The organism is Oryzomicrobium sp. (genome assembly GCF_021287045.1).
Lineage (GTDB): Bacteria > Pseudomonadota > Gammaproteobacteria > Burkholderiales > Rhodocyclaceae > Oryzomicrobium.
In genome coordinates this window covers 26930-39339 of sequence record NZ_JAJTBG010000017.1, presented here as the reverse complement: position 1 = coordinate 39339, position 12410 = coordinate 26930, and the positions used below count along the sequence as shown (strand labels likewise).

The 12410-nt window shown below is 68.5% G+C and carries 12 protein-coding genes; 7 read left to right on the top strand and 5 right to left on the bottom strand.

The window, feature by feature from the left end; all coding sequences use genetic code 11:
• The 3 genes from LWW89_RS15850 (at position 1) to LWW89_RS15840 (ending at position 3944) form a co-directional block, all read left to right on the top strand.
• Positions 1 to 1797 (top strand): pilus (MSHA type) biogenesis protein MshL, encoded by a 1797-nt coding sequence (locus LWW89_RS15850; RefSeq protein WP_293265898.1) that lies wholly within the window; start codon positions 1 to 3, stop codon positions 1795 to 1797.
• Positions 1790 to 2695, top strand: coding sequence for an AAA family ATPase (locus LWW89_RS15845; protein WP_293265896.1), 906 nt, complete (start codon positions 1790 to 1792; stop codon positions 2693 to 2695). The genes LWW89_RS15850 and LWW89_RS15845 overlap by 8 nt, the downstream gene beginning before the upstream one ends.
• Positions 2696 to 3335: 640 nt before the next feature.
• A complete protein-coding gene (locus tag LWW89_RS15840) occupies positions 3336 to 3944 on the top strand; it encodes a tetratricopeptide repeat protein (RefSeq protein ID WP_293265894.1) in 609 nt (202 codons plus the stop codon).
• Between the two features lie 173 nt (positions 3945 to 4117).
• Here the strand turns inward: LWW89_RS15840 and LWW89_RS15835 are convergent, their stop codons facing one another.
• Positions 4118 to 4879: a ComF family protein gene (locus tag LWW89_RS15835; RefSeq protein WP_293265892.1), complete on the bottom strand. Its 762-nt coding sequence runs from the start codon at positions 4877 to 4879 to the stop codon at positions 4118 to 4120.
• A 277-nt stretch (positions 4880 to 5156) separates the two neighbouring features.
• On the opposite strand from LWW89_RS15835, the gene bioB reads away from it, so the two are divergent.
• Together bioB and LWW89_RS15825 are read left to right on the top strand one after the other, a co-directional pair.
• A complete protein-coding gene (gene bioB / locus LWW89_RS15830; RefSeq protein WP_293265891.1) occupies positions 5157 to 6155 on the top strand; it encodes a biotin synthase BioB in 999 nt (332 codons plus the stop codon).
• 4 nt (positions 6156 to 6159) lie between these two features.
• A complete protein-coding gene (locus LWW89_RS15825) occupies positions 6160 to 7128 on the top strand; it encodes a methyltransferase domain-containing protein (protein ID WP_293265889.1) in 969 nt (322 codons plus the stop codon).
• A gap of 82 nt (positions 7129 to 7210) precedes the next feature.
• Here LWW89_RS15825 and LWW89_RS15820 read toward each other — a convergent pair whose 3' ends face one another.
• Together LWW89_RS15820 and msrP are read right to left on the bottom strand one after the other, a co-directional pair.
• The gene (locus LWW89_RS15820) at positions 7211 to 7951 is read right to left on the bottom strand and encodes a protein-methionine-sulfoxide reductase heme-binding subunit MsrQ (RefSeq protein WP_293265887.1); all 741 of its coding nucleotides are present in this window, start codon (positions 7949 to 7951) and stop codon (positions 7211 to 7213) included.
• Positions 7952 to 7953: 2 nt separating this feature from the next.
• The gene (gene msrP, locus LWW89_RS15815; RefSeq protein ID WP_293265885.1) at positions 7954 to 8940 is read right to left on the bottom strand and encodes a protein-methionine-sulfoxide reductase catalytic subunit MsrP; all 987 of its coding nucleotides are present in this window, start codon (positions 8938 to 8940) and stop codon (positions 7954 to 7956) included.
• Between the two features lie 166 nt (positions 8941 to 9106).
• Between msrP and LWW89_RS15810 the strand changes: the two genes are divergently transcribed.
• The gene (locus LWW89_RS15810; protein WP_293265883.1) at positions 9107 to 9988 is read left to right on the top strand and encodes a ferritin-like domain-containing protein; all 882 of its coding nucleotides are present in this window, start codon (positions 9107 to 9109) and stop codon (positions 9986 to 9988) included.
• Positions 9989 to 10055: 67 nt separating this feature from the next.
• Here LWW89_RS15810 and LWW89_RS15805 read toward each other — a convergent pair whose 3' ends face one another.
• Together LWW89_RS15805 and LWW89_RS15800 are read right to left on the bottom strand one after the other, a co-directional pair.
• Complete coding sequence (locus LWW89_RS15805; protein ID WP_293265881.1) at positions 10056 to 10487, bottom strand: CBS domain-containing protein; 432 nt, start codon at positions 10485 to 10487, stop codon at positions 10056 to 10058.
• 229 nt (positions 10488 to 10716) lie between these two features.
• Complete coding sequence (locus LWW89_RS15800; RefSeq protein WP_293265879.1) at positions 10717 to 11358, bottom strand: c-type cytochrome; 642 nt, start codon at positions 11356 to 11358, stop codon at positions 10717 to 10719.
• Between the two features lie 171 nt (positions 11359 to 11529).
• Between LWW89_RS15800 and yihA the strand changes: the two genes are divergently transcribed.
• The gene (yihA, locus tag LWW89_RS15795; protein ID WP_293265877.1) at positions 11530 to 12258 is read left to right on the top strand and encodes a ribosome biogenesis GTP-binding protein YihA/YsxC; all 729 of its coding nucleotides are present in this window, start codon (positions 11530 to 11532) and stop codon (positions 12256 to 12258) included.
• Positions 12259 to 12410 lie beyond the last annotated feature (152 nt).

Here is a 12410-nt window from a genome sequence, read left to right as displayed (position 1 = left end):
ATGACCTCTCCCGCCCGCTCCCTTTCCCTGCTGGCCGCCGCCTTGGCCGTGGCCCTGACTGTTTCCGGCTGCGCCTCGTCCTTTCGCCAGCCCCGTGCAACCTCCGACCGCATCAACAGCGAACTCGACCAAGCACGCGCCTCCCTGTCCAACGGCAGCGAGCGCAGCGCTTCCGCCGGGGCTGCTTCGTCTGCCCTGCTGCCGCCTCTGGACCTGAGCCTGCCCAAGGCCGCCGAGGTGGAGCCCCGTTTCGACCTGTCGGTGAGCAACGCCCCCGCCCAGAGCGTCTTCGTCGCCCTGGTTTCGGGGACGCGCTACAGCATGCTGGTGTCCCCGGAGGTGAGTGGTTCCCTGACGGTGAACCTCAAGGACGTGACGGTGCGTGAGGCCCTGGAGGCGATCCGGGAAGTCTATGGTTACGACTTCCGCATCCAGGGTTCGCGCATTTACGTGCACCCCAACACCATGCAGACCCGCATCTTCAAGGTGAACTACCTGGTGGGGCGGCGAGTGACCACCTCGAACCTGCGGGTCAACTCGACCACGATCACGACAACGCCTACCTCCGGCACCGGCGGCACGCCGGGCACGGGCTACCCGGGGGCCACTGGGGTTCCGGGGAGCACGGGCGTTCCTGGTCAGCCGGGCGCTCCCGGATCGACCCAGCAGGTCCAGACCGATGCGGCACGGGTACTCACCACCTCCGACAACGATTTCTGGAAGGAGCTGAAGTCGGCCCTCGAAGCCATCGTCGGCGACGACAACGGCCGCAGCGTGGTGACCAACGGCGTGTCCGGCGTGGTACTGGTGCGCGGCATGCCCCAGGACATCCGCAACGTGGAGCAATACCTGCGTGCCACCCAGCTGATCATCGAGCGCCAAGTGATGCTCGAAGCCAAGATCATCGACGTGACCCTGTCCGACCAATTCTCGGCCGGCATCAACTGGTCGATCTTTAGCGGTACCGGTTCGCGCCTGAGTTCGATCGGCGCCGTCAATCCGGGCAACAGCCTGTCGCCGGCGGGCAAGGCCCTCTCGGCGGTGGGCCTGGACAATCTGGCCACCGGCATGACCAACGGGGTGATCAATCCGACCTCCAGCGGCAACGGTTTCTTCGGCCTGGCCTTCCAGACCAAGTCCTTTGCCGCCCTACTCAGCTTCCTGGAAAGCCAGGGCGACGTGCAGGTGCTGTCCAGCCCCCGCATCGCCGCGGTGAACAACCAGAAGGCGGTGCTCAAGGTGGGGACCGACGATTTTTACGTGACCAACGTGTCGTCCACGGTGACCACCTCGGGGACCGGCAACATCGTCACCCCGACCATCACCCTGCAAGCCTTCTTCTCCGGGGTGGCCCTGGATGTGATGCCCCAGATCGACGAGGACAACAACATCCTGCTGCACGTCCACCCCTCGGTGTCCAACGTGACCGAGAAGGAAAAGGTGGTGGACCTGGGGACTCAGCTCGGCACTTTCAAGCTGCCGCTGGCGTCGTCGGCCATCAACGAGACCGATTCCATCGTCCGCGTTCAGGACGGCAACATCGTTGCCATCGGCGGCCTGATGAGCCAGGCCCAGGCACAAACCCAGACCGGCCTGCCGGGCACCACTGGCTCCATCTGGGGCACCCTGCTCGGTGGTAACCGCAACAACAGCATGAACAAGCGGGAACTGGTGATCCTGATCAAGCCGACCATCATCCAGGATCCGAACGACTGGGCGAAGGACCTGGACGATACCCGGGAGCGGCTGCGCAACAACGGTTCCCGGCGTCCTGTCGAAGGGCGCAACGGTGGCTGACCAGGAACCTGCTGCCGCCACGCCGCCGGGAGGCGGCATGTGGCGGGGCGGTCCGCTCTACCTGGGCCATTTCGGCCTGCGCGAGGCGCCGTTCTCGATCACGCCCGACACCGAGTTCGCCTTTTCCAGTGCCGGCCACCAGGAAGCCCTCAACACCCTGCTGGTGGCCCTCTCCAGCGGCGAAGGCTTCGTCAAGATCACCGGCGACGTCGGCACCGGCAAGACCTTGCTGTGCCGCCGCCTGCTCGCCACCCTGGACCGGCAGCGCTTCGTTACCGCCTATCTGCCCAATCCGGCCCTGCAACCCCGTACCTTGCTCCTGGCCCTGGCCGAGGAGTTGGGTTTGGAGCCGGGCGAGGCCGCCCAGGCCGACGAGTACCACCTGCTGAAATTCCTCCGCCAGGCCCTGCTCGGCGTGGCCCGGGAAGGGCGCACCACCGTGGTGTGCCTGGACGAGGCCCAGGCCATGCCCCTGGAAAGCCTGGAGGCCCTGCGCCTGGTGTCCAACCTGGAAACCGAAAAGCGCAAGCTGCTGCACTTGGTCATGTTCGGCCAGCCGGAACTGGACGTTCGCTTGTCCGAGCCGGGCATCCGCCAGCTGAAGCAGCGGATTTCCTTTCATTACCGGCTCGCCGGCCTGTCCCGGCCCGAGCTGACCAACTACCTGGCCCACCGCCTGCGCATCGCCGGCCAGCGCGAGCGGGGCAGCGCCGTCTTTTCTCCCCGGGCGATCGCCGGCTTGCACAAGGCCAGCGGCGGCGTGCCGCGCCTGGTCAACATCCTGGCCCACAAGTCGCTCCTGGCCGCCTTCGGCGAGGGGCGGGATAGCGTGGAATGGCGCCACGTGCGCCGCGCCGCCCGGGATACCGAAGGCGCCCGGCGCCTGGCCTGGTGGTGAATACCGATACCCGAGCAATGAGTCTGCAATGAGCCTGATCAACCAAATGCTCCAGGACCTGGACAGCCGCCGGGCTGCCGACCAGGATCGCCAGGGCCTGCACAAGGAAGTGCGCCCCGTGACGGCGGCCGTTCCCCGGCGCGGCCCTGGTGGCCTCTTGGCATGGGGCGGCGGCGCCCTGCTGGTTGGGGCCGGCGCGGCGGCGGCCTGGCTGGTGTTGGCGCCATCGGCGCCACAGGCTCCAGCCCCTGTCCCCGTTCCGGCTGCTGCTGCTGCCCCCGTCGCTGCACCGGTTGCAGCGACCCCGCCTTCCGCCCCGGTGGCCGTGGCGCCGGAGCCGGAATCGGAACCTGCTCTGCAGTTGGCACCGGTCCTGGCGCCGGCCAATCCGTCCTCCCCAAGGCAGCCAGCGCCGACGCCTCCCGCGCCCCCGGCGCAGCCCGCGGCATCCAGTCCGGCGTCTGCCGAGAAAAAGGCACCGGCCGGGAAGGGGGCGACGAGCGTATCGGTGGCCAAGTCCGAGGACGCGGCCAAAACGGCTTCGAGTGCGCCTGGAGGGGGGGAGTCTGTTTCCCGGCCCGCCAAGGCTGAACCTTCGCCTGCCGCCAATGTGCCGGCCGCCCCTAAGGGGGCGCCTCAAATGGCGAGCGGGCCGGAGAAGATCGAGAAGAATCTGCGCTTGGCGACCCCGCGGGACCGGGCCGAGCAGGAATACCGGCTGGCAGTGCAATCCCTGAACAGCGGCCGGGTAACCGAGGCTCAGGAAAGGCTGCGCGCTGCTCTGCGCCAGGACCCGACCCATGCCAACGCGCGGCAACTGTTGGTGCGCCTGCTGCTCGAACAGCGGGCCGGCGACGAGGCTCGCCAAGTGCTGGCCGAAGGTCTGGAGGCCAATCCCGGCCAGGTGACCTGGGCAGTAGCGCTGGCGCGCTTGCAGGCCGAGCGGGGCGAAGTGGCCACGGCCCTGGCGACCTTGCAGAAGTCGGCCCCGGCAGGGCAGGACTATGCCGATTTCCAGGGCCTCTACGGCAACCTGCTGGCCCGGCAGAGCCGCCATAAGGACGCGGCCGAGCACTACCTGGCGGCGGCCCGGCTCAATCCGGGCGAGGGGCGCTGGTGGTTGGGGCTGGCCCTGGCGCTGGAGGCCGATGGGCGCGGCGGCGACGCCAAGGAGGCTTTCGCCCGGGCCCGCGCCGCCGGCAATCTGCCGCCTGAGCTGGCGGCCATGGCGGAGCAGCGTTCCCGCTGAACGCGGAAGCCCCGGTCCTGGCCGGGGCTTTTCTCACCTTGCTGTGTGATTTGCGTGATTCGGTGAGCGGCGCTGAACGGCTGCGCCGGGATTAGGTGGATCGGCACCGACGCCGCATCGTGACGCCTTGGCCACCGGGCCGGCTTTTGTCGTGCAGTCTTCGCTGCCCCGCTTCAACTACGCAGTGTGCGGGCCACCACCGCCACGCCCACCGCCGTTGCGCCGGCCACCTTGAGAGCGTGGGCGCAGGCGTCCGCCGTGGCGCCGGTGGTCATCACGTCATCCACCAATAGCACCCGCTGCTCGGCCACTTTTTCTGCCGCGACGAAGGCGGTGCGCACCCCCTTGAGCCGTTCTTCGCGGCTTTCGCCGGCCTGGGACGGGGTTGCCCGGACCCGGTGCAAGGCATCGTCCCACAGGGGGCGGCAGAGCAGCCGGGCGAGGGGGCGGGCCAATTCCTGGGCTTGGTTGTAGCCCCGTTCCCGTAGCCGTTCGTCGTGCAGGGGCACGGGAATCACCGCGTCCCATCCGGTCACCGGCCAGTAGCGGGCTTGGGCCGAGTCCGGGTGCTTCAGCTCGGCGAGCAGGGCCTGGGCCAGGGGGGCGGCCAGATCGAGGCGGCTGCCGTACTTGAGGGCCTGGATCAGTCCATTGACCGGGTAGGCGTAGGGCCAGACGGAAAAGGTGGCGTCGAAGCGGGGCGAATGGCGCAGGCAGGCGCCGCAGGGCTGGTTCCCGGCGCTGGGGCTGGCGCACACCGGGCAGCGGGCGTCGGGGAGTTGCGGCAGGTCGGCGCGGCAGCCGGCGCACAGCAGGTCGAGGACCGCGTCGCTGCTGGGGGCGAGGCGGCCGCCGCATAGGGGACACTCCCGCGGCAGCAGGGTGTCGAGCAGCAGTCCGAGGGCGGCGCGGGGGCCGGCGAGGCGTAGGTGCATGGGGGCTCCGGCGGGCGGGCGATACTACCTATGCTACCGTCAAATCCTTATTGCGAAAGGGGTTTTTGGCGAGCAGGGCGTCATCGGGGCTGGGGTTTTGCCCGGCTTTGGGTAAAATTGACACCCTTCGGGAAATCACCGATTATTCATAATTACAGATGCCCCGCTCCCCGGTTTCACGAACCGGGTCCGACCTTGCGGGGCTTTCGTTTTTTCGGGCACATGGATGCGGCCTCGCTGCGCATGGTTGTGCCCCGCTTCTCTGGATAGACCGCCCATGCACACCTCCGTTGCCGAACGCTCCGCCCCGGCTTCTTCTGCCGCCCCCGCCGCGACGCCCTGGACGGTGGATGCCGTGCTGGCCCTGTTCGACCTGCCCTTCATGGACTTGGTGTACCGGGCCGCCCAGGTGCACCGCGAGTACTTCGACCCCAACGCCATCCAGCGTTCCACCCTGCTTTCGGTGAAGACCGGCGGCTGTTCCGAGGATTGCGGCTACTGCTCCCAGTCGGCCCGTTACGAGACCCACGTGGACGCCAAGACCGGCCCGGACCGCATGATGCCCCTGGACGAGGTGGTGGCCGCCGCCAAGGCCGCCAAGGACGCAGGCGCTTCCCGCTTCTGCATGGGCGCCGCCTGGCGCGGCCCCAAGGACAAGGACCTGGATTCGGTGGTGGAGATGGTCAAGGCGGTCAAATCCCTGGGCCTGCAGACCTGCGTCACCCTGGGCATGCTCAAGGAAGGCCAGGCCGCCAAGCTGGCCGAGGCCGGCCTCGACTACTACAACCATAACCTGGACACCGACAAGGAGTTCTACGGCCAGGTGATCAAGTCCCACACCCACGGCGACCGTCTCGACACCCTGGACAAGGTGCGCGACGCCGGCATCCACGTCTGCTCCGGCGGCATCGTCGGCATGGGCGAGACCCGGCGCAACCGGGCCGGCCTGATCGCCCAGCTGGCCAACCTGTCGCCGGCCCCGGAGTCGGTGCCCATCAACAACCTGGTGGCAGTGCCCGGCACCCCCATGGCCGGCGCCAAAGCGGTGGATGGCATCGAGTTCGTGCGCACCATCGCCGCCGCCCGCATCTCCATGCCCACCTCCTTCGTTCGCCTGTCCGCCGGCCGCCGCGAGATGAGCGAAGAGTTGCAGGCCCTGTGCTACCTGGCCGGTGCCAACTCCATCTTTTACGGCGACCAGCTGCTCACCACCGGCAACCCGGACACCGGCCGGGATGACGCGCTGTTCGCCAAGTTGGGCCTGAAGGGCGTTTGACCCCTTGCCCGTAGGTCACGAGCCCCACGCGCCGAAAGCCGCCAGCACTGCTGGCGGCTTTCCCGTTTTCGACAGCGCCCGCCAGCGCCGCGCCCAGGCCCGGGCGGCGGCGGGCTACGACACCCACGCCTTCCTGCCCCGGGAGATCGCCGGGCGCATGGCCGAGCGCCTCGACTATGTGACCATCAGCCCCAGCCGGGTTCTGGACCTGGGCTGCGGCAGTGGCGCCGACCTGGCCATGCTCCAGGCCCGCTACCCGGCGGCGACGGTGATCGGCATCGATGCCTGCCCGGAAATGCTCATGGCTGGCCGATCTCCACAGGATGCCTCGCTAACCGCACGACTGGCGCGGTTCTCCAAGGGGCTGCTCGGCAAATCAAGCACTGGCGCGGCGTTTCGGGCAGCGGCCTCCGCCGAGGCCCTGCCGCTGCCGTCCCGCTCCCTGGGGCTGGTGTGGTCCAATCTGATGCTGGCCGACCTGGCCGACCCGCGCCCGGCCATCGCCGAGACTGCCCGGGTGCTGGAGGTGGGTGGCCTGTGGATGTTCGCCACCCTGGGGCCGGACACCCTGCGCGAGCTGCGCGCCGCCGGCGTGGCGGCAGGGGCGCCCGCCCTGACCCATCCCTTCATCGACATGCACGACCTGGGGGACCTGCTGGTCCACGCTGGCTTTGCCGACCCGGTGATGGACATGGAAGCCCTGACCCTCACCTACGCCGACCTGGGCGCCCTGCTGGCCGAGCTGAAGGGCCTGGGCAGCACCTGCGCCCTGGCCGGCCGGCGCCGCGGCCTGACCACCGCCAGCCATTGGCGTGAGCTGGAGGCCGCCTACCGGCACCTGCCCGACGGCCGCCTGCCGGCCACAGTGGAGGTGGTCTACGGTCACGCCTGGAAAGCCGAGCGCAAGACGGCCGACGACGGCCGCGCCATCGTCCGTTTCATGGAGCGTCCGGCGGGAGGCTCGCTCAAGTAGGCCGGCGGCACACTGCCAAAAGCACAAGGGCGCCCGGCTTGGCCGCGGCGCTCTTGTCGTTTATGGGGCGAGAGTCGCCAGCCTACTTGGGCCGCTCCATGAAGCGCACCGGCTGCACCGTCACCGTCGGTACCACCCGGGGCATGCCGCCCGGCGGCTCGCCTCGGCCGGCCGGGGTGAAGCGCCGCGCCCGGTCCCAGGCCCGGTAGCCGAGCAGCACCGCCAGCAGGGCGGCAAAGATCAGCGGCGTGGTCAGGGCGATCTTCTTCACCCCCCACAGGTAATGGACCATGCCCAGGATCGCCACCGCGTACACCGAGCGGTGCAGGGCCTGCCAGCGCTTGCCGCCGAGCCACTTGATCGCCCGGTTGCTGGAGGTGGCCGCCAGGGGAACCATCAGCAGCAGGGTGGCGAAGCCGAGGATGGCGAAGGGACGCTTGGTCAGGTCGTCCACGATCAGCTCGCCGTCGAAGCCCATGTCCAGCCCCAGCCAGTTGGCGAAATGCAGGCAGCCGTAGAAGAAGGCGAACAGGCCGAGCATGCGGCGTAGCCGCACCAGCCAGTGCTGGCCGGTGAGCTGGCGCAGCGGCGTCACCGCCAGGGTGATCCACAGGAAGGTCAGGGTCCAGAAGCCCAGGTCCTTTTGCAATTCCTCGATCGGGTTGGGGCCCAGGTTGTCGCCGAGCAAAGCCGTGGCCAACCGCACCGCGGGGATCAGGCAGACGGCAAACAGCACGATCTTGATGGTGGCGAGCATGCCCCGCCCGGGGGTGTAGGGGGGCAGGGGGATCGGCGCGCTGCGGCGCGGGGGAGATTGGTGCATGTTCAGAAATTCTTTTTCAGGTCCATGCCGGCATACAGGCTGGCCACCTGGTCGGCATAGCCGTTGAAGGGCAGAGTGGGGCGGCGGCGCCATTCGCCCAGGCGCCGTTCGGTCTTCTGGCTCCAGCGCGGGTGGTCCACCGCCGGATTGACGTTGGAGTAGAAACCATACTCGGAGGGAGCGGCCCGGGTCCAGGTGGAGGTGGGCTGTTCGCGCAGGAAGCGGATCTTGACAATCGACTTGACGCTCTTGAAGCCGTACTTCCAGGGCACCACGATGCGCACCGGGGCGCCGTTCTGGGCCGGCAGGGCCTCGCCGTAGAGGCCCAGGCCGAGCAGGGTCAGGGGGTGGCGGGCCTCGTCCAGGCGTAGCCCTTCGACGTAGGGCCAGTCGAGCAGGGGCGAGCGAACCCCGGGCATCTGGGCCGGGTCGGCCAGGGTGACGAATTCAATGAATTTGGCGTTGCCGGTGGGCTCCACCTTGTTGATCAGCGCGGACAGGGAATAGCCCACCCAGGGCACCACCATGCTCCAGCCTTCGACGCAGCGCAGCCGGTAGATGCGCTCTTCCAGGGGGGCGAGCTTGAGCAGGTCGTCGATGGCGAAGGTGCGCGGCTTGAGCACCTCGCCTTCCACCGCCACGGTCCAGGGGCGGGTCTTGAGCAGGCCCGGTGCGTACTTGCCCGGGTCGGCCTTGTCTACGCCGTATTCGTAGAAATTACCGTAGCTGGTGATGGCGCTCTTCGGCGTCTGGGCCTCGTCGCTGAACCAGGGACTGCCCGGGGCGGCCCGGGCCACCGGGGGAAAGCCGGTGGGGGGCGATACGCCGGCCGGCGCCGGGGCGGCCAGGGCGTGGCGGGGGAGAGCGAGGCCGGCGGCGCCTAGGCCCAGGCCCAGGGCGGCGATCAGCTCGCGGCGGCGGCTGAAGTGTTCCGGGGAGGTGATTTCCGACGGCCGGATGTCGGAGGGGCGGCGGATCAGAAGGGGCATGGCAGCCTCGCGGGAAATCTCGAAATGGCGCGGCGCACCGGGATCGGTCACTGCTGTCCGTGAGTCGGTGCAGGGCCTTAATTCCTGACAGCGGAGCCGCTTAAAATATCCCGCCATGACCGACCGACTTGTAACGGTGCGTGATGCCAGTACGCCGGCATCGCCCGTGCCTTCCCCTCTCCCTTCTTCCCGCCCGGGCCTGTTCGCCCGCATCCTGGCCGCCCTGCGCGAAACCGACCCGGACGCCAAGTGCGTCGCCGCCACCGCCCTGTGGGTCGACTGGCAGGCAGGCGGCTGGGCCGCGTTGGGAGACGATTGCGCGGCCGTGCCGGCGATCCCCCTGCCCGTGCCGGGGCGGCCTGCCCGTCCGGAACTGGTGCCCCCGGCCCAGGTGCCGCTGCGCGGGGTCGGCACCCGGGAAGGGCGGGGCGCCATGCTCCACGCCGTAGCCCATATCGAGTTCAACGCTATCAACCTGGCCCTGGATGCGGCCTTCCGCTTCCGCGGTCTGCCCGCCGACTACTATGGCGGCTGGTTGCAGGTGGCGGCGGAGGAGGCCCTGCACTTCGGCCTGATCCGGGCGCGGTTACGCGGGCTCGATTACGACTACGGGGATTTCCCAGCCCACAACGGCCTGTGGGAGTTGGCGCTGAAGACCGCCGACGACCCCCTGGCGCGCATGGCCTTGGTGCCGCGCTTGATGGAGGCCCGGGGGCTGGACGCCACGCCGCCGATTCTGGCGCGCTTCCGCCAGGCCGGGGATGCGGAGACGGTGGCCGCCCTGGAGGTGATCCTGCGTGACGAGGTGGGGCACGTGGCCCTGGGCGACCGCTGGTTCCGCCACTTGTGCGCGGAGCGCGGCCTGCCCGCCGAGGCCACTTACCGGCGCCTGCTCGACGATTACCGGGCGCCCCGGGTCAAGCCGCCGTTCAATACCGAGGCGCGCCTTGCCGCCGGCTTCAGTGCCGCCGAACTGGCGGACTTGGCCGCCCATGCCGCCGAAAACAATGCCGGGGCGGCCGTGGGCAAGCCCGAAGAGCCGGCATAGACCCTGGCCGGGCGGATGTGGGCGGGGTGGGAACGGTTGGCGGCTGCGGGCGCCGGGCGCAAGCAGGTTAGCGCGTGATGTAGCGCTCCAGTTGGTCGATGATGAATTCCTGTTCGGAAATCTTGGCTTTGACCAGATCGCCGATGGACACCAGCCCGATCAGTCGCTCGCCTTCCATCACCGGCAGGTGGCGGATGCGCTTGTCAGTCATCAGGGCCAGCCCCTCTTCCACGGTCAGGCTCGGCGGAATGTAGATCACCCGGCTGGTCATGATTTCGCGCACCGGGATTTCCCGGGAACTCTTGCCGTGCAGGATCACCTTGCGGGCGTAGTCCCGCTCGGAAAAGATGCCGACCAGGCGTTCCCCTTCCATGACAGGCAGGGCGCCGATCTCGAACTCGGCCAGCTTGGCCAGGGCGTCGAACACTGTTTCGTCCGGGGTGGTGCTGATGATCCGTTGGTGCGGCTTCTGGTGCAGCAGACGGGCGATGGTTTTCATCGTGCCTCCTCCTGAGGGCTGCCAGGCCGCATCGTGCCTGGCTGAACAGCAGACGCCGGCAGGTGCCGGAAAGTCCCTGTTAGACCAGGGGGCTTACGGATAATTCCAGGGGCAAGGCGACTGTGCGGGGCGGGCCCGGCGCGGAGTCTCATCCGCCGGCGCCAAAAGCAAAACGGGCAGCCCTAGGGCTGCCCATTTTGCTGAGTGCGACTGGCGCGAGCGGTGCGGCTTAGCGCAGGCCGGCAGCGTACTCGGCAACGGCGGCGATCTCCTTGTCGGAGAGCTTGCCGGCGATGGTGCGCATCACGGCTTCGGCGTCGTTGGCCCGCTCTTCGCCGCGGAAGGCCTTCAGCTGGGTGGCGGTGTAGTCGGCGTACTGGCCGCTCAGGCGCGGGTACTGGGCGGGCAGACCGGCACCGGCGGGGCCGTGGCAGCCGGCACAGGCGGGAATGCCGCGGTTCAGGTCGCCGGCGCGCCACAGCTTCTTGCCCAGGGCGAGCTTGGCGGGGTCGTCCTTGGCCACCTGGGGCTTGAGCTTCTGCTCGCCGAAGTAGGCGGCCAGGTTGCGCATGTCTTCGTCGGACAGGGCGGCGACCATGCCGCCCATGATCGGGTTGTTGCGCAGGGCGGGCTTGCCCTCGGCAGCCTTGAAGTTGCTCAGCTGCTTGTAGATGTAGTCCGGGTGCTGGCCGGCCAGGTTCGGGTTGGCGGAAGCCGGGCTGTTGCCGTCGGCACCGTGGCAGGCGACGCAGACGCCGTCGACGATGGCCTTGGCCTTGGCCGGGTCGGCCTTGGGGGCGGCGGCTTCGGTGGCCACGGCGGAGGAAATGCTGGCGACGAGCAGAAGCACCAGCGCCGAGAGACGCGTCATGTCCGGACTCCTATTTTTTCAAACTGGCGAAATTGGCGGGATGAATCGTGTGAGGCCAGACCGCTGCGATGCAGACCAGCGCGACCGGGTCTGGGCCTTGAAACAGGCTGCAAATCGAGGATTTTGCAAACCTGATATTCTATAGCACTTTGCTTTTTCTGGGCGAGCATCATGCCTTTGTTCCAAAAGGCGGTTTTCCTCACCACCGTGGCCAGCCTGGCCGATCTGCCCACCGACGCCGAGCGCGAAGTGGCGTTCGCCGGGCGTTCCAACGCGGGAAAATCGTCGGCCATCAATACCCTGGCCAACCATACGCGCCTGGCTTACGTCTCCAAGACGCCGGGCCGCACCCAGCACCTCAATTATTTCACCCTGGCTCCGGGCAAGTACCTGGTGGACCTGCCGGGCTACGGCTTCGCCAAGGCGCCGGAAGAGATCCGCGCCCAGTGGGACCGGCTGATGGGGCCTTACCTGGCGCGCCGCGAGCAGTTGGCCGGGCTGGTCATCATCATGGACAGCCGCCACCCGTTCACCGAGCTCGACCGGCACATGCTCGATTGGTTCGCCCCCACCGGCAAGCCGGTGCACATCATGCTGTCGAAGGCCGACAAGCTGACCCGGGCCGAGCAGTCCAAATCCCTGCGGGTGACCCGGGAGGCGGCCAAGGACTGGGGCGACCGGGTCACGGTGCAGTTGTTCTCCAGCCTGAAGAAGACCGGCATCGAAGAGGCGGAAGCGGTGCTGGCCCCCTGGCTGGGCATCGATCCCGAGGACGTGCGCGCCGCCGCCGAGGCTAAGAAAGAGGCGGCCGCGGCCGCCGAAAAGCGCCGCCTGGACAAGATCAACAAGGTCAAGCGCAATCCCCGGCCGGTAGCGGATAAAGCGTCGCCGGCCAAATGAGCGGGGCCGGCGCCGTGCCTTGCGGGCAGGGCGTCCGGCAGCGGGACGGGTGAGTCTGCCCCCGGCAAAAAAAAACCCCCGGATAAGGGGGAACCGGGGGTGAAATGCCTTAATGTGATTAAGGCACCCGCTCAGGGAGGTAAAGCGGGAGA